Annotated in this window: 17 protein-coding genes; 9 read left to right on the top strand and 8 right to left on the bottom strand. The window is 69.6% G+C overall.

Translation table 11 applies throughout. The features are described 5' to 3' along the window. Nucleotides 1-37: 37 nt before the first annotated feature. The 3 genes from KIH31_RS01215 to rarD form a co-directional block, all read right to left on the bottom strand. Nucleotides 38-1,081: an agmatine/peptidylarginine deiminase gene (locus KIH31_RS01215; protein ID WP_250545332.1), complete on the bottom strand. Its 1,044-nt coding sequence runs from the start codon at nt 1,079-1,081 to the stop codon at nt 38-40. After that, complete coding sequence (locus KIH31_RS01210; protein WP_214425241.1) at nt 1,081-2,094, bottom strand: nitrilase-related carbon-nitrogen hydrolase; 1,014 nt, start codon at nt 2,092-2,094, stop codon at nt 1,081-1,083. Before KIH31_RS01210 ends, KIH31_RS01215 begins: the two co-directional genes overlap by 1 nt. A gap of 184 nt (nt 2,095-2,278) precedes the next feature. Beyond that, nucleotides 2,279-3,274, bottom strand: a complete 996-nt coding sequence (rarD, locus tag KIH31_RS01205) for an EamA family transporter RarD (protein ID WP_214425630.1) — start codon at nt 3,272-3,274, stop codon at nt 2,279-2,281. A gap of 120 nt (nt 3,275-3,394) precedes the next feature. Between rarD and KIH31_RS01200 the strand changes: the two genes are divergently transcribed. Both KIH31_RS01200 and KIH31_RS01195 read left to right on the top strand, forming a co-directional pair. Next, on the top strand, nt 3,395-4,708 hold the full coding sequence (locus KIH31_RS01200) for an acyltransferase (protein WP_214425240.1): 1,314 nt from the start codon (nt 3,395-3,397) through the stop codon (nt 4,706-4,708). A gap of 85 nt (nt 4,709-4,793) precedes the next feature. Then, the gene (locus KIH31_RS01195) at nt 4,794-6,167 is read left to right on the top strand and encodes an FAD-dependent oxidoreductase (protein ID WP_214425239.1); all 1,374 of its coding nucleotides are present in this window, start codon (nt 4,794-4,796) and stop codon (nt 6,165-6,167) included. A gap of 6 nt (nt 6,168-6,173) precedes the next feature. Here KIH31_RS01195 and KIH31_RS01190 read toward each other — a convergent pair whose 3' ends face one another. Next, nucleotides 6,174-6,926 (bottom strand): hypothetical protein, encoded by a 753-nt coding sequence (locus KIH31_RS01190; RefSeq protein ID WP_214425238.1) that lies wholly within the window; start codon nt 6,924-6,926, stop codon nt 6,174-6,176. A 140-nt stretch (nt 6,927-7,066) separates the two neighbouring features. Here KIH31_RS01190 and KIH31_RS01185 point away from each other — a divergent pair, with 140 nt between their 5' ends. Both KIH31_RS01185 and KIH31_RS01180 read left to right on the top strand, forming a co-directional pair. Next, nucleotides 7,067-8,899, top strand: coding sequence for a sigma-70 family RNA polymerase sigma factor (locus tag KIH31_RS01185; RefSeq protein ID WP_214425237.1), 1,833 nt, complete (start codon nt 7,067-7,069; stop codon nt 8,897-8,899). Between the two features lie 110 nt (nt 8,900-9,009). Beyond that, nucleotides 9,010-10,536, top strand: a complete 1,527-nt coding sequence (locus KIH31_RS01180; protein WP_214425236.1) for an APC family permease — start codon at nt 9,010-9,012, stop codon at nt 10,534-10,536. A 110-nt stretch (nt 10,537-10,646) separates the two neighbouring features. Here the strand turns inward: KIH31_RS01180 and KIH31_RS01175 are convergent, their stop codons facing one another. The 4 genes from KIH31_RS01175 to KIH31_RS01160 form a co-directional block, all read right to left on the bottom strand. Beyond that, nucleotides 10,647-11,846 (bottom strand): fumarylacetoacetate hydrolase family protein, encoded by a 1,200-nt coding sequence (locus KIH31_RS01175; protein ID WP_214425235.1) that lies wholly within the window; start codon nt 11,844-11,846, stop codon nt 10,647-10,649. Further along, complete coding sequence (locus KIH31_RS01170; RefSeq protein WP_214425234.1) at nt 11,819-13,279, bottom strand: aldehyde dehydrogenase (NADP(+)); 1,461 nt, start codon at nt 13,277-13,279, stop codon at nt 11,819-11,821. Before KIH31_RS01170 ends, KIH31_RS01175 begins: the two co-directional genes overlap by 28 nt. A 181-nt stretch (nt 13,280-13,460) precedes the next feature. Beyond that, nucleotides 13,461-14,942, bottom strand: a complete 1,482-nt coding sequence (locus tag KIH31_RS01165; RefSeq protein ID WP_214425233.1) for a catalase — start codon at nt 14,940-14,942, stop codon at nt 13,461-13,463. A gap of 27 nt (nt 14,943-14,969) precedes the next feature. Next, complete coding sequence (locus tag KIH31_RS01160) at nt 14,970-15,446, bottom strand: Fur family transcriptional regulator (protein ID WP_214425232.1); 477 nt, start codon at nt 15,444-15,446, stop codon at nt 14,970-14,972. 92 nt (nt 15,447-15,538) lie between these two features. Between KIH31_RS01160 and KIH31_RS01155 the strand changes: the two genes are divergently transcribed. From KIH31_RS01155 to htpX, 5 genes are all read left to right on the top strand, one after another. Next, on the top strand, nt 15,539-16,288 hold the full coding sequence (locus KIH31_RS01155; RefSeq protein ID WP_214425231.1) for an alpha/beta fold hydrolase: 750 nt from the start codon (nt 15,539-15,541) through the stop codon (nt 16,286-16,288). Continuing rightward, the gene (locus tag KIH31_RS18365) at nt 16,285-17,031 is read left to right on the top strand and encodes a triacylglycerol lipase (protein WP_214425230.1); all 747 of its coding nucleotides are present in this window, start codon (nt 16,285-16,287) and stop codon (nt 17,029-17,031) included. The genes KIH31_RS01155 and KIH31_RS18365 overlap by 4 nt, the downstream gene beginning before the upstream one ends. 1 nt (nt 17,032) lies before the next feature. Beyond that, a complete protein-coding gene (locus KIH31_RS01145; RefSeq protein WP_214425229.1) occupies nt 17,033-17,629 on the top strand; it encodes a CDP-alcohol phosphatidyltransferase family protein in 597 nt (198 codons plus the stop codon). Next, a complete protein-coding gene (locus tag KIH31_RS01140; protein WP_214425228.1) occupies nt 17,626-18,897 on the top strand; it encodes an MFS transporter in 1,272 nt (423 codons plus the stop codon). The genes KIH31_RS01145 and KIH31_RS01140 overlap by 4 nt, the downstream gene beginning before the upstream one ends. A 99-nt stretch (nt 18,898-18,996) precedes the next feature. Further along, nucleotides 18,997-19,875, top strand: a complete 879-nt coding sequence (gene htpX / locus KIH31_RS01135) for a zinc metalloprotease HtpX (protein ID WP_214425227.1) — start codon at nt 18,997-18,999, stop codon at nt 19,873-19,875. Nucleotide 19,876 lies beyond the last annotated feature (1 nt).

Genomic DNA, 19,876 nt, shown 5'->3' with positions numbered 1-19,876 from the left:
GGCGTCCCCGACGCCGAATCCTGGCTGGTCACTTGGCTCATACTAGGCCTTTCTGGGCGAGCAGGGGTTCCTGCTGGGTGATGCAGTGGATGCCTCCGCCGCGGGCGAAAAGCTCGCGCGCGTCAATGCTGACGACGCGGCGGCCCGGGTAGGCTTCGGCGAGAATAGCGAGTGCTTTGTCATCCATCGGATCCGCGAAACTGCAGGCGATGACTCCCCCGTTGACGACAAGGTGGTTGATGTAGCTGTAGTCCACGAACCCCTCGTCGTCGGTGATGGTTTCCGGCGCCGGGACCTCGAGGATGTTCCAGGTCCGGCCGGCGGCGTCCCTGGTCCCCGCCAGGAAATCGATGATGTCGGCGCACACGGCGTAGTCCGGGTGCGCCGGATTGGTCTGGCGGTGGACCAGCAGGGTCCCGGGGCTGGGAATGGCGGCGACGATATCCACGTGCCCGCGGGTGCCGTACCGCCCGGAATCGCGGGTCAGGCCGCGCGGCAGCCAGATCACCTTCGCTGCGCCAATGGTCCGCCGCAGTTCGGCCTCGACGTCGTCCCGGCTCAGGCCCGGGTTGCGCTGCGGATCCAGCTGCACGGTTTCCGTCACCAGCACGGTGCCTTCGCCGTCGACCTGGATGCCGCCGCCTTCGTTGACCATGCCGGAGCCGATGAGGTTCGCCCCGGCCCACGCGGTGACCCGGGCGCCGATCTTCGAATCCTTGTCCCAGCGGGCCCAGTCCTGCCGGCCCCAGCCGTTGAACACCCAGTCGACGGCACCCAGCCGCGGCGGCCCGTCGTCGCTGAGGACGAAGGACGGGCCGATGTCGCGCATCCACGCGTCATCCAGCGGTGCCACGAGCAGGTCCACTTCCGGGCGCAGATAGGCTCGGGCCCGCTCGACGTCGTCGGGTGAGAGGACCATGGTCACCGGTTCGAAGTCGACGGCGGCGTTGGCGACGGCGGCCCAGGTGATGCGGGCGGCGTGCGCCTGTTCCTCGGTGTCGCCGAGGGTGTAGCCGCCCGGCGGGAAGGCCATCCACACGCGGGCCTGCGGCGCGGTCTCGGCCGGCATGCGCCAGCCCATCAGCGCGCCATGTCCAGGATCGCCGGGGCGGGGGCCTCAGGTGCGCCGGCCGGCGCGCCAAAGGGTGCGTCGCGGCGCACCGGTTCCGTGAGTGCGCCGTAGGTGTCCGGCCGGCGTGTGGTGAGGAAGGGAAAGAGCTCAAGCCAGTCGGTGCGCTGCTGCAGGTCCAGATCCGCCACAAGCACCGCGGACTCATGGCGCGGGGCCTGCACGAGGATGCGCCCGTAGGGGTCGGAGATGAAGGATGAGCCGTAGAAGGACACGTTCCCTTCGTCGCCCCAGCGGTTCGGGACCACCATGAAGAGGCCGTTGGCGATCCCGTTGCCGACGATCACCTGCTGCCACAGCGGCTGGGTGTCGAAGTCGGGGAAGGACGGCTCGGAGCCGATGGCGGTGGGGTAGACCAGCACCTCGGCGCCGCCGAGCGAGTAGAGCCGCGCGAGTTCGGGGAACCACTCGTCCCAGCAGGTCGGCAGGCCCAACCGGGCGCCGCCGAGCTCGCCCGGGGCGTGCACTTGGTAGGCGTCCCCGGTGGCGGGTCCCTGGCGGAAGTACTTGTCTTCGAAGTATCCGGCCGTGACCGGGATGTGCAGCTTGTGGGTGCGGGCGATCAGTTCGCCCGCCGGCGAGACGAGGATGGCCGTGTTGAGGCCGAGCCCGTCCCCGCCGTCGGCGCGCTGGTAGAGCGAGGCATGCACGCAGACGCCGTTGTCGCGGGCCGCGCGGGCGGCGAAGGCAAACGTGGGGCCGGCGAGCAGGTCCTCGGCCTGTTCCGGCGGGGCGGCTTCCGGAAGGGTGTCAGCGGGATAACGGGAGAGTGTGAGCTCGGGGAGGAAGACGACGGCGGCCCCCAGTTGCGCCGCGCGGGCGATGCCGTCGTTCAGCTCGGCCCGGAGGGTGTCCGCGTCCGGCGTCCAGCGGTGCTGGACCAGTCCGACGCGCAGGGGAGTGCGGCCGGCGTCGCGGACCCGGGCGGGGGAGGCCGGCGGCTCGAGGTTGGTCAGTTCAATCATTGCTGCTCCGGTGAGATATGAGTCACATAAATGAATGGCGTTCATTTAGTATGGGTGCCGGGTGCAGCGCTGGCAAGAGCTTGGCGAAAGTTTGTTGGGAAGTTACGGACCGCACGACAAAAAGGCCCGGCTGCAGTCCCCTGGGGGAACCTGCAGCCGGGCCCTTGGCCCGCGGAAAGTACAGCTAGCGGGCGGCGGCACGCCTCAGGCGCGCGCTGTCGCGGCTGACGAGGAGCATGTCCGCGGTGAGCACGATCAGCGCCAGCCAGACGATGCCGAAGCCTACCCAGCGCTCGGGGCCCATCTGCTCGTGCAGGATGACGGTGGCGATTGTGAACTGAAGCAGGGGGGCCACATACTGCAGCAGCCCGATGGTGGTCATCGGCAGCCGCCGCGCGGAGGCACCGAAGAAGAGCAGGGGAACGGCGGTGACGACGCCGGACGCGGCCATCAGCCAGAAGTGGCCGGCGCCCGCGGTCGTCACAGTGGCCTGCCCCTGCGCCATCAGGACTCCCATCACGACGACGGCGGCCGGGGTGAGCACGATCGTTTCGACAGTCAGGCTCGAGGCGGCATCCACCCGCGGCCCCACGCGCTTCTTGACGAACCCGTACAGACCGAAACTGAACGCCAGGGTCAGGGCGATCCAAGGCAGCTGGCCGTAGGCGACCGTCAGGACAATGACCGCGACGAAGCCGATGCCGACGGCGGCCCACTGCAGCGGGCGAAGCCGCTCCTTCAGGACGAGGACGCCGAGCAGGACCGAGACCAGGGGATTGATGAAGTAGCCCAGGGAGGTTTCGATGGCGTGCCCGTTCGTCACGCCCCAGGTGTAGGTCAGCCAGTTGACGGCGATCAGTGCGGCCGCGACGGCCAGCGTGGCGAAAATCCGGCGGTCCCGCAGCACGCTCAGCAGCGGCGACCAGGCGCGGGTGACGGTGATCAGCAGGGCGCAGAAGATCAGCGACCACACCACACGGTTGGCGACGATTTCGACGGCGCCGGCCGGTTTGAGCACCAGGAAGTACAGCGGGAGCAGGCCCCACAACCCGTACGCGCCAATGCCGAAGATGATGCCCGTGGCGGACTCGCTGCGGGCGGGTGCGGCGGTCGGGCGCTCCGCCGTCGTCGACGGGGAAACTGACAGGGAATCGGTGGCCGAAGCATCAGGTTGAGGCACTCTCACAGCAACACCGTACGCCCGGGACGTATTCCTCTTTCCTTCCCCCGGCCCGGATCTACAATCCTTGCAGTGGCGCCATGCAGTGGCAGTGCCGAAGGTCGACGGCGGGAGGGGCGGATGAGGCGCACAGCCGGGGAGCGCGGAACCTCCACGCCGCACCCGCTGGACGGTTCAGCCGCCCGCCCGCGGGACCTGGTGGTCGACCTCGTCCGCGCCGGCTGCCTGCTGATGGTCCCCGCCGTGCACCTGCTCATGATCGGGGTCTACGCCGGGCCGGGCGGCGTCGTTGTGGAGAACACCCTTTCGCACCAGACCTGGTTCGCGCAGGGGAGCTGGTTCGGGCAGATCATGCCGCTGTTCTTCGTCATGGGAGGCTTCACCGGACTGACCGCCTGGCGGTCCCTCTCAGCCCGGGGCGGCGACGGCTGGGACTTCCTGCGCGCACGGATGCTGCGGATGGTCAGGCCGGCGGCCGCCGCGTTCGGCTTCATCGCGGCGGCCCTCTGGATCGCCGCAATGCTGGGCGCCCCGCCGGCCCTGCTGGACCTCAGCAGCAGGGGCGTGGCCATGCCGGTCTGGTTCCTGGCCGCCTACCTCATCTGCCAGAGCCTGGTCCCCTTCATGGCGAAGCTGCACGCCGCACGGCCGCTCTCGAGCATCGCCGTCATCTTCACCTTCGCCCTCGTGCTCGACATGCTCAGCTTCACCACCGTGCTCAGCGGGGTGGGGGTCTGGAACATGCTCTTCGTCTGGCTGTTCATCCAGCAGCTCGGCTTCTTCTATGCGGACGGCTGGTTCAAGCGGCGGCGCTGGTGGGAACTGCTCGGGGCGGTGCTCGCCTGCTACGGACTGCTCTGGTGGATCACCTATGACGGACCGTACGCGAAGGACATGCTGGTCAACCTCAACCCGCCCACCATCTGCCTGATCCTGCTGGGCATCGCGCAGATCTGCACCCTGCAGCTGATCCTTCCGGCCCTCGAGCACGCGATGAGCTGGCGCTGGCTGCAGTTCCTGGTCGGCGCGGTCGGACGCCGGGCCATGACCCTGTACCTGTGGCACCTTCCGCTGTTCGCCCTGATCATTGTGGTCTCGCTGCTGCTGCATGTGCCGACGCCGGTGCTGGGCAGTGCCCAGTGGTGGTGGACCCGGCCGCTGCTGGCACTGGCGGTGCTGCCGGTGCTGATCCCCGTCGTGTGGCTGGCCGGGAAGCTGGAGCTGCATCCGGTGGCTTTGGAACAGGGCCGGCAGCGCCAGCCGTGGCCCGTCATCGCCGGAGCGCTCGCCGTCGTCATCGGGCAGCCGGTCCTGCTGGCGCAGGCAGGGGTGACGCCGGAGACCGCGACGGTGGCCGCGCTCGGCCTGGCCGGTGCCGCGGTGGTGACCGCGCTCACGACCGAGGCAGCGGAAAACGGCAGTGACCTAGAATAGGTGCTTGTGCGCCGGACCCGGCGCCGCCCGGACGGCGACCCGCACCAGTGGAACCGTCCCCGGCGAGTTCTTGGAAGGACCAACAATGCCCCGTCCCCTCCGGGTAGCCATCATCGGTGCCGGCCCGGCAGGCGTCTACGCTGCCGACATCCTCACCAAAGCCGAGCGCGATTTCGAAGTCAGCATCGACCTGTTCGAGGCGTACCCCGCGCCGTACGGGCTGATCCGCTACGGGGTGGCGCCGGACCACCCGCGGATCAAGGGGATCGTGAACGCGCTGCACAAGGTGCTGGACCGCGGCGACATCCGCTTCCTGGGCAATGTCACCTACGGCCGGGACATCACGCTGCACGATATCCGCAAGTTCTACGACGCCGTGATCTTCGCGACAGGGGCGATCAAGGACGCGGACCTGAACATCCCCGGGATCGAGCTGGAGGGTTCCTTTGGCGCGGCTGATTTTGTGTCCTGGTATGACGGGCATCCGGATGTGCCGCGGGAGTGGCCGCTGGAGGCGAAGGAGGTGGCGGTGATCGGCAACGGCAACGTGGCGCTGGATGTTGCCCGGGTGTTGTCGAAGCATGCCGATGACCTGCTGGTGACGGAGATCCCGGAGAACGTGTATCAGGGGTTGAAGAGCTCTCCCGTGACGGATGTGCATGTGTTTGGGCGGCGGGGTCCGGCGCAGGTGAAGTTCACGCCGCTGGAGCTGCGGGAGTTGTCGCATTCGAAGGATGTGGACATTGTGCTGTATCCGGAGGATTTCGAGTTCGATGAGGAGTCGGACCGGCAGATCCAGTCGAACAACCAGACCAAGACCATGGTCAAGACGCTGACCAACTGGCTGGTGGATGACGAGCCGTCCGGGGCTTCGCGCCGGCTGCACCTGCACTTCCTGCACAACCCGGTGGAGATTTACGGGGACGGCAAGGTCGAGGGGATCAAGTTCGAGCGCACCAAGCTCGACGGCGACGGCCAGGTGGTTGGCACCGGCGAGATCCTGGACTACCCGGTCCAGGCCGTTTACCGCGCCGTCGGCTACTTCGGTTCCGAGCTCGACGAACTGGAGTTCGACTCCCGCCGCGGCGTCGTCCCGAACGAGGCCGGCCGGGTGCTGGACGCCCATGGCGAGCCGGTTCCCGGGATCTACGCCACGGGCTGGATCAAGCGGGGGCCCGTGGGCCTGATCGGGCACACTAAGGGCGACGCCTTGGAGACGATCGGCTGCCTGCTCGAAGACCAGCCCGAACTGCCGCCGGCGGAAAATCCGGACGAGAAAGCCGTGATCGAACTGCTGGAGTCCCGCGGCATCGAGTACACGACCTGGCAGGGCTGGCTGAAGCTCGACGCCCATGAAAGGGAACTCGGCGAGGCCTACAGTGCCGCCGAAGGAGCCGTGCAGCGGGAGCGCATCAAGGTGGTCCCGCGCGAGGAAATGGTGCAGATCTCGCGCGGCTGATGAGCCTCAGGCGCGCATGAACCGTTCAAAGCGGCCGAGGGTGTCCGGCAACGGCAGCAGCCGGTAGCCGACCTCAGGGTCGTCCGGAGACCTGCCCAGTACGGCACGGAAAGCTACTGCGCAGCCTTCGAGGCGGTCCGCCGCAGCCGGCTCGTCCTCGGCGACCACCGCCAGGGTGGCCCGACCGAGGGTCAGGAGCGCCCCGGTGCCCGCGAAGGTCTCTCCGGCGGCGGCGCCCAGCAGCGCCCGGCGCCGGAATCCCGGCTCGCCGCTCAGGCCGGATCCGGGAAACCTCAATACCCCGGCCACCCGGTCACGGTCCGCGCCGCCCTCATACAGCTCCGCCACCCTGGACCGGAAATGCTCGACGGTGGGAAGGCCCGTTCCCGGATCGAGGCAGGACACGGACGGCAGCGCGCGCTCGGTCGCTTCAACCCACGCTTCCGCAAAGGCTGACACAACCGCCTCGTCGGGACTGCACCGCTGGCATAGGTAGAGGCACTGCAGATCCGTCAGCGCCTCGGCGATGCCCACCCCCTGATGTGCCCGCACGCGGCCCAGAGCCCGGGCAGCAGCCTCGACGTCGGCCCGGGCCGCAAACGCCGCGGCCAGCTGCAGAACTTCCGCGCATAGCCAGTCGGAGCCTCCGCGCCACCCTTTGGCGGCGGTATGTGCGCGCCACGAAGCGAGCAGCGAGGAGGGCAGGCGCTCGGGCGCGGGCCTGTGCCGGACGACGGTCATACAGGTTGAGAGCGCCACTTGCCCAGGTCATGACGCGACGAGCGGCAGATAAATTCCCTCAACTTTAAAGACCGGTGCCTGCGGCCGGTCCTAGACTGGGGGGACCCTCGACGCGAATCCGCTCAGCACTCCGGTAACGACGCCCGGGAGGGAGATTTGTGAGCAGCCACCCAGTCCAGGATGCCGGCTCGGGCCTGCGCGGCACCGATGCTGCCGGCGACGCCCCCAGCGACGCCGAGCTGCTGACGCGTGTCCGGGGCGGCGACGACGGGGCCTACGGCGAGCTGTACGAGCGCCATTACGCGGCCGCCGTCGGCCTGGCGCGGCGGTTTGCCCGGAACGCCTCGGACGCGGAGGACCTCGCCGCCGAGGCTTTCGCCAACGTCCTCACCGCGCTCAAGGCCGGATCGGGACCGGAGAGCTTCTTCCGTGCGTACCTCTTCACGGCGCTTGCCCGGCTGGCCGCGCGGCGAAACAGCAGGGATATCCGGCAGCGTCCCGTCGAGGATATCGCCGCCTTCGAGGTGCCGGCGGCGTACGTTGACCCGGTGCTGGAGTCATTCGAGTCCCGCACTGTCGCTCAGGCCTACCGCAGCCTTCCGGAGCGGTGGCAGGCCGTGCTGTGGTACACCGAGGTCGACGGCATGCAGCCCGCGGCCGTGGCGCCGATCCTTGGTCTGTCCGCCAACGGCGTGTCGGCGCTCGCCCTCCGTGCCCGCGAGGGTCTCCGGCAGGCCTACTTGCAGGAGCACCTGGCGCGCAGCCAGGGGAAGGAGTGCGCCTCGTACGCCGGAAAACTCGGTGCCTACGCGCGGAACGGGCTCAGCGCGCGCAGCCGGGCCAAGGTCCAAAGCCATCTCGAGGAGTGCGGCGCCTGCACGGCGATGCTTGTGCAGCTGCGCGACGTCGGCGCCGGCATGCGCGCAGTCATCTTCCCGCTGGTCGCCGGCGCAGGTTTCGCCGGCTCCGCCGCCGGCTCCGCCGCCGTGGCCGGTGCCGGCGTTGGTGCGGGGGCCGGGACGACTGCGGGTGCGGGCGTTGGTGCGGCGGCCGGAACGACTGCGGGTGCGGGCGTTGGTGCGGCCGGCGGTTTCGGCGGCTGGTTGAAGACGGCGGCGGCATCAACCTGGAAGTGGTCGGCCGTCCACCCGGCGGGGGCCGGGTTGGCTGCTGCGGGAGCCGCGGCGGCGGCAGTCGTGGGCGGGGCCCTCGTCGGCGGAGCGCTGCTGCCCCCGGCCAGCTCGGCGGCCGAAAGGCCGCCCGGGGCCCCTGCCGCAACTGCCCTCTCCGGGGGCGGGCAGGAATCCTCCGCGCACAGCGGCACGGCGGCTCTGCGTCCGACGCCGTCCGCGCCCGCTGCCGACCCGTCCGCGAAGGCACCCGCTAAGGTGCCCGCCGCTAAGGTGCCCGCCGGGGCCGCTCCGACCGCATCACCGGCCTCGGGGCTGGCGGGTACTCCGGGCGTGGGCCCGTTGCTGCCGACGCTGCCCGGGGCCATCACCCTGCCGGGACAGGTGCCACCCGTTGACGCAGCGGTTCCCGTCCCCGGGCTGGAGGTTCCGTCCGTCCAGCCCACTGCTCCGGCGCTGCCCGGGACCGGCGAAGGAGGGGACGACCGCGCCGGGGACGTAAGACGGACGGGTATCCGGATCAGCGCTCCCCAAGGCCCGGCCCGGCTGCGCGTGGACGTCACCGTCCCGGCGGCGGTGCGCAGCGCCAGCATCCGCTTCACGGCGCGGGTGGACCGCACGAGGGTGGCCGAGGGGACGCCGGGAGTGCCCGCCGTCTCCGAGGTGCTCGCCGTCGAGACGCCGCCGGGCTGGAACTGCGGCAATGTGCCCGGCGCGACGGTCTGTTCATCCGCGGATGCGGCGGACGCAGCGCGCACGTTCATCGTGCGCGTGGTGCCGCTGCCCCGCGTGCCGCAGATCCTGACCGCCACCGTGGCGGCGGAGGGTGCGGCCCCCGCGGCGGCCGCAGCCTACTACTGAACAGGCCCGCCTGCGGACCCCCGTCTCAACATCCGAGACGACTGGGGATGTCCACAGGGTGGTCAATACGCTTATTGGGTCAGTTTTCCCGAAACGTAAGCGAACAATCCATGAATCTCTTCCGGACAAAAGCCATTGAGCAGTCCATCGCTGACTCCAATGAACCGGGCCGCAAGCTCAGGCGATCCCTGAGCACCTGGGACCTGATGGTCCTCGGCGTCGCCGTCGCAGTCGGCGCCGGGATCTTTTCGGTTGGCGCCAAGGCTGCCGCCAACTTCGCGGGCCCCGCCGTCACGATCTCTTTCGTCATCGCCGCCATCACCTGCGCCTTGGCGATCATGTGCTACGCCGAGTTCGCGACCGCGATCCCCGTGGCCGGCAGCGCCTACGTCTTCACCTACGCCACCATGGGCGAGGTCGTCGCCTGGATCATCGGCTGGAACCTCATTCTGGAACTGTTCACCGCCGGTGCGGTGATCGCCAAGTACTGGGGCATCTACCTGAGCAAGGTCTTCGAACTGGCGGGCATCAACCTTCCGCCCAGCTTCCAGGTCGGTCCGGTGGAGGTCACCTGGGGGGCGTTCCTGATCGTGGCGGTGTTCACCGTCCTGCTCGCCCTCGGCACCAAGCTGTCGGCCCGGGTGGGCAACATCTTCACGATTATCAAGATCGCCGTCGTGCTGTTCGTCATTGTGGTCGGGTTCACGTACATCAAGGCGGAGAACTTCGCCCCGTTCGTCCCGCAGTCCGTGCCGGCGGCGGACCAGGGCGCCGGCGGCGTGCTGCAGCAGTCCTTCTTCGCCTTCCTGACCGGCGCCGCTCCGGCCCACTACGGCACGCTCGGCATCTTCGCCGGTGCCGCGCTGGTCTTCTTCGCGTTCATCGGGTTCGACGTCGTCGCCACCTCGGCCGAGGAGGTCAAGAACCCGCAGAAGACCCTGCCTCGCGGGATCTTCGGCGGCCTGGCCATCGTCACCGTCCTCTACATCCTGGTGTCGCTGGCGCTGACCGGCATGGTCAGCTACACGAAGCTGGCCGAGGCCAAGGCGCCGACGCTGACCACGGCCTTCGAAGCGGTGGGCAACACCGACGCCGCCAAGGTCATCGCCTTCGGGTCGCTGATCGGCCTGACAACTGTCATCATGGTGCTGCTGATGGGCCTGGCCCGCGTGGTGCTGGCCATGAGCCGCGACGGGCTGCTGCCGCGGAAGCTCTCCGTGACGAGTGACAAGCGCTCGACGCCGGTGCGGCTGCAGATTCTGTGCGGCGCCCTGGTGGCGCTGGTGGCCGGCCTGACGAAGGTGGACGTCCTCGAGGAAATGATCAACATCGGAACGCTGTCCGCGTTCGTCGTCGTCAGCCTCGGCATCATCGTGCTGCGCCGCAAGCGCCCGGACCTGAAGCCCTCGTTCCGGGTTCCCTTCGGGAAGGTGCTGCCGATCGTTTCGGCCGTCCTGTGCCTGTACCTGATGACGAACCTGGCCGTTGAGACCTGGATCTACTTCGTCGGCTGGCTCGTGGTCGGCTTCATCATCTACTTCGCCTACGGCCAGCGGCACTCGCGGCTGAACGAGAAGTTCGCCGAGGCGCGCGCCGCGGTGTCCCCTTCGGAAAGCACCGAGGACGCCACGGTCTAGGCCCGCCCGGCGACCGTTTGGCGCCCAGCGCCTGCGCGCGAATCTACAGAAAATGACCCCTCACCACGCGGTGAGGGGTCATTTTTTGCAAACTGGCGGAGTTTGCCGGCTTAGGCGACGGCGGTGCGCTGCAGGTAGGTGAAGAGCTGGCGCAGCCCGAAGGACCACTCGGGCAGCTCCTCTGCGACGCCGACCTCGTTGATCAGCGTGCCGAGGTGCCGGCTGCGGATCGCCACGATGTCGCCGTCCTTGTGGGTGAAGCCCTGCCCGGCTTCGTCGCGGTCCTGCGTGGGGGCAAAGAGGGTGCCGGTGTAGAGGGCAAAGCCGTCCGGGTACTGGTGGTGCCGGCCCGCGGTGGCTGCCACGAGCTCCTCGAAGGGCCGGCTGATCCTCGCCAACGTGTTGCGCCCCTCCAGGACGAACCCGTCAGCGCCGTCGACCCGCAGCAGGATCTCTTCCGTCCGCAGCGTCTCCAGGGTGAAGGATTCGTCGAAGAGCCGGATGAAGGGTCCCAGGGCGCTGGAGGCGTTGTTGTCCTTCGCTTTGCCCAGCAGCAACGCGCTGCGGCCTTCGACGTCGCGGAGGTTGACGTCGTTGCCGAGCGTGGCGCCGACGACGCGCCCTTGCGACGTGGCGACGAGGACCAGCTCCGGCTCCGGGTTGTTCCAGGACGAGAAGCCCGGGATGCCGATCCGGGCGCCGTTGCCCACCGAGGAGAGGACGGGAGCCTTTGTGAAGACCTCGGGGTCCGGGCCGATGCCGACCTCCAGGTACTGCGACCAGAGCCCCTCGGCGCTCAGCACGCGCTTCGCCTCGGCGGCCTCGGGCGAACCGGGTCGCACGGAGGCAATGCTGCCGCCCAGGGCCCGTCCGACAAGCTCGCGCACCCCGGCTGCCCGTGCGGCGTCGCCGCCGGTGCGTTCCTCGATGACGCGTTCGATCATGCTGTCCACGAATGTCACGCCGCAGGCCTTGACGACCTGCAGGTCCACCGGGGCCAGCAGGTGCGGGCGCCCCGTGTCGCGGTCGAGGGAAGCTTCGACGACGTCGGCGGTGCGCCAGCGCGGCGCCGTGAGGGCTCCCTGAACCCGGTCGGGAAGGCCGGCGTGCTCGAAGAGTTCCGAGACCGTGCCGGCGAGGTGCCGGAGGTCGAACACGTCCTCGCCCTGGACGGCGACGACCCGCGGGCCGGAGGTTTCCGGGTCCCAGAGCCTGCCGATGAGCAGGGCGTCCTCCGCGTCCTCGGGCAGGATGTCCTCCAGCCGGGGGGCGTCGGCCGCTGTCACGATGCCTGCTCCGGGCGGCGCCATGTGCCGTCCACCCGCTGCGGGATCCGCCACGGGTTGGCGTCCTGGACGGGTTCGGGCAGCCGGTCGGCCGGGAAGGACTGGTACGCCACCGGCCGGAGGAACCGGCGGATGGCTGCGGTGCCTACCGAGGTGGTGTTCGACGTCGTCGCCGGGTAGGGGCCGCCGTGGTGCTGCGCGTAGCTGACGGTCACACCGGTGGGCCAGCCGTTCCAGAGCACCCGGCCGCTGATGTCGGCCAGCCGGGCAGTGAGTTCGGCGACGTCGTCCTCCGGGTCGGCCTGCAGCGTCGTCGTCAGCTGCCCTTCGAGCAGGCCCGCCAGCCCGGCCAGTTCCGACTGGTCGCCGTATTCGACGACGAGGCTCGCCGGCCCGAACATCTCCTGCCGGAGCAGCGCCGGATCCTTGCGGACGGCGTCGGCGGTGGTGCGCAGCAGGGTCGGCCGGGGCATCGGCGCGAAGTCGCCCTCGAGCAGCACGTCCACTCCGGTGTGCTCTTCCACCTGCCCGACGGCGTCTCGGAACCCCTCGTGCAGGCGCTCGGTGAGCAGCCGCGACGGCGCGAAGCCCGCCAGTGCCTCGGACAGCACCTTGCGCAGCTCCTCGGTCTGCCCGGCGGGCACGAACAGCAGGCCGGGCTTGGTGCAGAACTGCCCCATCCCCATCGTGAAGGAGCCGGCGTACCCCCTGAGGATCTCGTCCCGGCGCACGGACCAGGCGTGCTCGGTGACGAACACGGCGTTGATGCCGCCGAGTTCGCCGTAGAACGGGATCGGTTCCGGCCGTGCGGCGGCGCGGTCAAACAGTGCGCGGCCGACCGCCGTCGACCCGGTGAAGCCGACGGCCTTGACGAGCGGATGGTCTACGAGGGCTTCGGCGGCGGGGCGCCCAGTGACCAGTGAGAACAGGCCGGCCGGGGCCCCGGCAGCGTCCAGGGCGTCAATGACGGTCCCGGCGGTGCGCTCCGCGAGGTCGGGATGGCCTTCGTGGGCCTTGTGCACGACGGCGCAGCCCGCGGCCAGCGCCGAGGCGCTGTCCCCGCCCATCACGCTGAAGGCGAAGGGGAAGTTTGACGCGCCGAAGACGCCGACGACGCCGAGCGGCACGTTGAACCGGCGCAGGTCGGGGCGCGGGCCCATGCCCCACTCCGCGTCCGCATGGTCGATGGTGGCATCGAGGTGCTCGCCGCGGCGGAGTTCCTCCGCGAAGAGCCGCAACTGGAAAACGCTCCGCTTCAGCTCACCGTCGAGCCGGGGTGATCCCAAGTGTGTTTCCCGGCCGGCGATCTGCACCAGTGTCCCGGCGTCCTGCTCCAGTGCTGCGGCGACCGCCTCAAGCCAGCCGGCGCGCGTTTCGGGGTCCGCTGCGCGGGCTTTCCCAAACGCCGCGTGTGCTGCTTCGACAGCTGCCCGGAGTTCCTCGACGGTGGTGTTCATCGGTATCGGTCTTCTTCCGTGAAGGGGATTCTCAGGTTCAAAGATCCTATAGGAAACGCTCCCGCCGCGACTACCCCCTCCCAGCGGATCGCGACTTTGCAGAAAAGGACCCCTCGCGCGATGGCGAGGGGTCCTTTTCTGCAAAGTCGCGGGCTTGGCCCGGGTGGCTGGAGCTTGTTGGCTACAGCTTGTTGGCGGCTTCGGCGTCGCTCACCGCGGCCGTACCAAGGTTGGCGCGCAGCTTGGCGCCGAGGTCGGCGTCCACCTTGGTCCAGTAGCCGATGGCGCGTTCCTTGATGCCCGGGTCCTGCACACCGGCGACCCCTCCGGTGATGGTGTCGAGGAAGCGGGCGCGCTCGGCGTCGTCGAAGACCTCGCGGTACAGTGTGCCGGCCTGGCCGAAGTCATCGTCGGCCGCGTGCAGCGAGTGCGCGGACAGCGTCAGCTCGCCGTCGTTCTCCCAGCCGCCGCCGACCTGTGCCGGCTCCGCGGCGGCGGGGCCGCCCTTTGAATTCGGGGCGTAGACCGGGGTGGAGGCGGAGTTGAAGGTGTAGCGGGCGGCGCCGTTCTGCGAGTAGTTGTGCACCTCGTTCTTGGGCGCGTTCACCGGCAGCTGGGCGTGGTTGGTGCCCACCCGGTAGCGGTGCGCGTCCGCGTAGGAGAAGATGCGTGCCTGCAGCATCTTGTCCGGGGAGGCGGCGATGCCCGGCACGAAGTTCGACGGCGAGAAAGCGGCCTGCTCGATCTGCGCGAAGTAGTTCTCCGGGTTCCGGTTCAGCGTCATGGTGCCGACCTTCACCAGCGGGTAGTCCGCGTGGGGCCAGATCTTGGTCAGGTCGAACGGGTTGAACCGGTAGTTCTTGGCGTCCTCGTACGGCATGACCTGCACGTGCAGGTCCCAGGACGGGAAGTTGCCGGCCTCGATGTTCTCGTAGAGGTCGCGGATGTAGTAGTCCGCGTCCGAGCCGGCGAGCTGCTCGGCCTCATCGGCAGTCATGGCATTCACACCCTGGTGGGACTTGAAGTGGTACTTGACCCAGAAACGCTCACCGGCGGCGTTGATCCACTGGTAAGTGTGCGAGCCGTAGCCCTGCATTTCCCGCCACGACGCGGGCAGGCCGCGGTCGCCCATCAGCCAGGTGACCTGGTGTGCGGACTCGGGGGAGAGGGTCCAGAAGTCCCACTGCATGTCCGCGTCGCGCAGGTTCGATCCGGGCAGGCGCTTCTGCGAGTGGATGAAGTCGGGGAACTTGATCCCGTCGCGGATGAAGAACACCGGAGTGTTGTTGCCGACCAGATCGTAGTTGCCCTCGGTGGTGTAGAACTTCACCGCGAAGCCGCGCGGGTCGCGCCAGGTGTCCGGGGAGCCCTGCTCGCCGGCCACGGACGAGAAGCGGATCAGCATCTCGGTCTCGACGCCGGGCTGGAAGAGCGCCGCCTTGGTGTAGGCCGAGACGTCCCCGGTGGTCGTGAAGGTGCCGAAGGCGCCGCCGCCCTTGGCGTGCACCACACGCTCCGGAACCCGCTCGCGGTTGAACTGGGCGAGCTTCTCGACCAGGTAGTGGTCGGTCAGCGCGATCGCGCCGTCGGCGCCGGTGCTCTGCGAGTGCGCGTCCGAGGCGACCGGCGCACCGGACTGGGTGGTGGAGATGTGCTGAGTCATCGTGCTCCTTGGTTGGTTGTTGACTTTTCAGGAGGAAAGTTCAGGGGCGGCCGCTTCGGCGAGGCCGAGGCAGTCCGAGCAGACGCCCTGGTAGAGGACCTCCGCCACGTGGATCGTCATGGGCCGGGAACCGGGGGTCCAGCTCGGTGTCAGGCAGGGGGCGTGGCCGACCGCGCAGTCGACGTCCTCGACGCGGCCGCAGGACGTGCAGATCGCGTGGTGGTGGTTGTCGCCCACCCGCGTCTCGTACCGGGCGGGCGAGTGCGGGGGCTCAATCCGGCGCAGCAGGCCGCTGTTGGTCAGGTCCGTCAGGATCACGTACACCGACTGCAGCGTCAGGTCCGGCAGCGCGTGCCGGGCCTCGCGCAGCACTGCCTCGGCTTCCAGGTGCGGGGTGCGTTCGAGCACGCCGAGGACCGCCAGCCGTTGCCGGGTGACGCGGCGTCCGGCGGCGCGCAGGGCAGCGTCCCAGTGTGGCTGGTGCGCCGCGGGTGCCGTCTCCATGACGCCAGTCAAACACTTATTGTGAGTAATTCAAAACAAGCCCTGGCCGGCGCTTGCGCGGCGGCGTATTACAGTGATCGCCAGGAGGTTCAATGGCATCGGGTTTCTCAAATTTTCCCGTCGACCTGCCCGGCCTGGCCAAGCGCGACGTGTTCGTGACGAAGGCGGGCGACGGCGGCGAGGTCTACGTGCTGGTGCACGGCATCGGTGTTTCCTCCCGCTATTTCCTGCCGCTGGCCCGTGAACTGGCCCTCAAAAACACCGTCTATGTGGTCGAGATGCCTGGCTTCGGCCGGACCGACGAACCCCACCGGCCGCTGGCGATGGCGGACTTCGCCCGGGTGCTCTGGGCCGCCCTCGACGCGGCGGGGCTGGACCAAGCCGTGCTGGTGGGCCATTCGATGGGCAGCCAGGTGGTCACCGAGATGGCACTGCAGCGGCCTGCGGCCACCCGACGGCTCGTGCTGCTCGGGCCCACCGTCGACGATGCCCGGCGCACCGTCCGAGCCCAGGCCGGTCGGCTGCTGCTGGACACGCTGCGAGAGCCTGCCGGCGTGAACCGGGTGGTGCTCTCCGACTACCTGCGCTGCGGCCCGCGCTGGTACGTGAAGACGCTGCGAAAGATGATGGAGCACCGGCTGGAGGAGCGGATCGGCCTGGTGGAGGCACCGGTACTGATCGCCGCCGGCACGGCCGATCCGATAGCGCCGCGTCCCTGGCTGGAGCGGCTGGCCGCGCTTGCCCGGGAAGCGGAGGTCCGGCAGGTCGACGGCGCAGCGCACGTGCTCATGTACCGCGACCCGGAAGCGGTGGCCGGCATGCTCCGGACGGTGGCGCCGTGAAGGCTGCCGGCCCGCTGGCAGCCCGCCGCGCGCTGATGGTGGACCTGGCCCGCGACTGGGCCTACGTGACCCGGTACCAGGCGCTGGGGCTGCGCAGCCGCCTCCCGCTCGCGGAGCAGGAGGCCTCCGCCAGGCCCGCCGTCGTGCTGCTGCCCGGCGTCTACGAGCGCTGGCACTTCATGGCGCCGCTCATTCCGTGGCTGGAACACCGGGGCTTCCGCGTGCTCGTTTTCCCGGCGCTGGGCCGCAACCACCGGCCCGTGGCGGACTCCGCCCTCCTGGTGCAGGAGGAGCTGCGGCGGCTGCAGGTGCACGAGGCGCTGGTGGTCGCCCACAGCAAGGGCGGCCTGATCGGCAAGTACCTGATGACGGCCTTCGACGACGGCCGGATCTCGGCCATGATGGCCATCAATACGCCGTTCGCCGGCAACCGCTACGCCCGCTTTGCTCCGGTGTCCACGCTGCGCGCCTTCTCGCCCCGGCACGCGACGATCATCGCGCTGCAGGAGAACCTCGAGGCCAACGCGCACATCACCTCGGTCTTCAGCCGCTTCGATCCCCAGGTGCTCGGGGGCAGCAGGCTGGAGGGCGCGCGCAACGTGGAGCTCGACGTCGTCGGCCACTTCCGCATCCTCGGCACCGTCGCACTGCGCGACGAGCTGGACGGCTTCCTCGCGGCGGGCGGCGAGGCCCGCGGACCCGGCGAGGATCCGGGTGGAACCGCGCACGCCAAGGTGTCCTGACGTGCCTGCCCCGGTTCCGGCGGGCGCCCGGCTCCGGCGCGCGCTGCCCAATGCCCTGACCGTCCTGCGGATCATCCTGCTGCCGGTCTTCCTCTGGCTGCTGCTTGGCGCGCGGAGCCCGGAGCGGGCGCTTGCCGCGCTGGTAATCATCGGGCTGTCCGACTGGGCCGACGGCTTCCTGGCCCGGCGCTGGCACGTCGTTTCCCGGTTCGGCGCCACCGTGGACCCGCTGGCGGACCGGCTGACGGTGCTCGTCGTGCTGGGCGGCCTCGGCGCCGCGGGATACCTCTTCTGGTGGGTCCTGCTCCTGGTCCTGGTTCCGGACGTTGTCCTGGCCCTGACCGCGGCGCTGCTTTTTCGCGGGCCGCCCGCGCTGGAGGTCAGCAGGCTGGGCAAATGGCGCACCGCCTTCCTGCTGGCCGGCCTGCCCACCGTGCTGCTCGGGAACACGGCACCCCTGCTGGACACCCCGGTCAGCGGCGCGGGCCTGCTGCTGGTGCTGGCAGGGATTGCCGGCCATCTGCTGGCCGCCGCGCAGTACACCGCCCGGATGGTCAGGCTCCGCCGCGCCACGGGACAGGCTGAGGGGCCGCGATGAGGAGCCTGCTCGCCGACATCACCCCGCTGAAGGAAAGCCCCGCCTACCGCCGGCTCTGGGGCGGCCTGGCACTGTCCTCGGTGGGCACCCAGCTGACGGTGGTGGCCGTCAGCCTGCAGATCTACCAGCTCACGGGCTCCACCTTCGCTGTCGGGCTCCTCGGCGTGTTCTCGCTGCTGCCGCTGGTCGTCGCCGGCCTTTACGGCGGTTCGGTGATCGACGCGCACGACCGGCGCACCGTGGCCCTGCTCTCGGGCCTCGTGCTGTGGCTGGTGACCACCGGCATCGCGCTGCAGGCGTGGCTGCAGCTGGAGAACGTCTGGCTGCTCTACCTGCTGGTTGCCGTGCAGAGCGCCGCGGCCGGGATCAACCAGCCCGCCCGCAGTGCCATCATTCCGCGCCTGGTCCGGCCCGAGCTGCTGCCCGCGGCCAACGCGCTGGGCCTGATCATCTTCAGCGTCGGCATGTCGGTGGGGCCGCTGCTCGCCGGCGTGCTGGTCAGCCAGGCGGGGTTCGCGTGGACGTACACGGTCGACGTCGTGACGTTCACTGCCGCGCTCTGGGCCCTCGTGAAACTGCCGTCGATGCCGCCGGAGGGCGAGGTGCACCGGCCGGGGCTGCGTTCGGTGGTCCAGGGGCTGCATTTCCTCGGCACCAGGCCCAACGTCCGGATGACCTTCCTGGTGGACCTTGCGGCCATGGTCTTCGCGATGCCCCGGAGCCTGCTGCCGGCCATCGGGGCGCTGATGCTCGGCGGCGGCCCCGCCACCGTGGGCATCCTGCTGGCCGCCATCGCCGCCGGCTCCGCGCTCGCCGCCATCTTCTCCGGCCCGCTCGGGGCGGTCCGCCGCCAAGGCCTGATGGTGCTGTGGTGTGTCGCGGCGTGGGGCCTGTCGATCGCGGCGTTCGGCGCGGTCGTGCTGCTCGCCGGCCGGCACGAGGGGCCGGTGCCGTCGGTGTGGATCGTGCCGGCGGCTACGTTCCTGGTGCTCGCCGGCGCCGCTGACTCCGTCAGCTCGGTGTTCCGCAACACCATCCTGCAGGCAGCGACCCCTGACTCGATGCGGGGGCGGCTGCAGGGCGTCTTCATCGTCGTCGTCGCCGGCGGCCCGAGGCTGGGCGACCTGGTCGCCGGCGGCAACGGCCAGCTGTTGGGGGAGGGCTGGGCCGCCGTCGCCGGAGGACTGCTCTGTGTGCTGGGGGTGTGGCTGCTCTCCCGCTGGCAACCTGGCTTTGCCCGTTACGACGCGCGCCGCCCGCAGCCGTAGCATGGGGCCGGAACCGGGAACGGATTTCCCGGCGGCGGCGTTGTATCCAATGACCCCGCACCGGAAGCATCGCGGGATCGACGAAGGGGAATGAGAACGGTGCACCAACATCACAACGGCCTGAAGACCGCGGCCCTGTTCGGCGTGCTGTGGGTGGTGCTGTTGCTCATCGGCGCGCTGCTCGCGAACAGCCTGCGCAGCCCCAGCATCATCTGGGTGTTCATGCTGATCGGGCTGGCCACGACGGCGTACGGCTACTGGAACAGCGACAAGATCGCCATCCGCTCCATGCAGGCCTACCCCGTGTCCGAAGCGGAAGCTCCCGGCCTCTACCGGATCGTGCGCGAACTCTCCATGCGCGCCAACCAGCCCATGCCGCGGCTGTTCGTCTCGCCCACGCAGTCCCCGAACGCCTTCGCGACCGGCCGCAACCCGCAGAACGCGGCCGTCTGCTGCACCGAGGGCATCATGCGGATCCTCGACGAACGCGAACTGCGCGGGGTGCTCGGCCATGAACTTATGCACGTCTACAACCGGGACATCCTGACCTCGTCCGTCGCCGCGGCCGTGGCCGGCGTGATCACGTCCGCCGCCCAGTTCATGCTGTTCTTCGGCGGCGGCGGCAATGACAGGGACCGTGCCAACCCGCTTGCGCTGCTGGTCACCTCGCTGCTGGCCCCGGTCGCTGCGATGGTCATCCAGATGGCCATCAGCCGCACCCGCGAGTACGACGCCGACGAGGACGGCTCGCGCCTCACCGACGACCCGCTCGCCCTCGCGGCGGCACTGCGCAAGCTCGAAATGGGGATCCAGCGGGCGCCGCTGCCGCAGGACCAGCGGCTGGTGAACACCTCGCATCTGATGATCGCCAACCCCTTCCGCGGCGCAGGCCTGAGCCGGATGTTCTCCACCCATCCGCCGATGGCGGACCGGATCGACAGGCTTGAGAAGATGGCCGGCCGCCCCTTGGGGTGGTGAG

The organism is Paenarthrobacter sp. DKR-5, from assembly GCF_018531425.1.
Lineage (GTDB): Bacteria > Actinomycetota > Actinomycetes > Actinomycetales > Micrococcaceae > DKR-5.
Note: the sequence above shows the minus strand (reverse complement) of the source record. Positions and strands in the feature narration are given on the sequence as shown.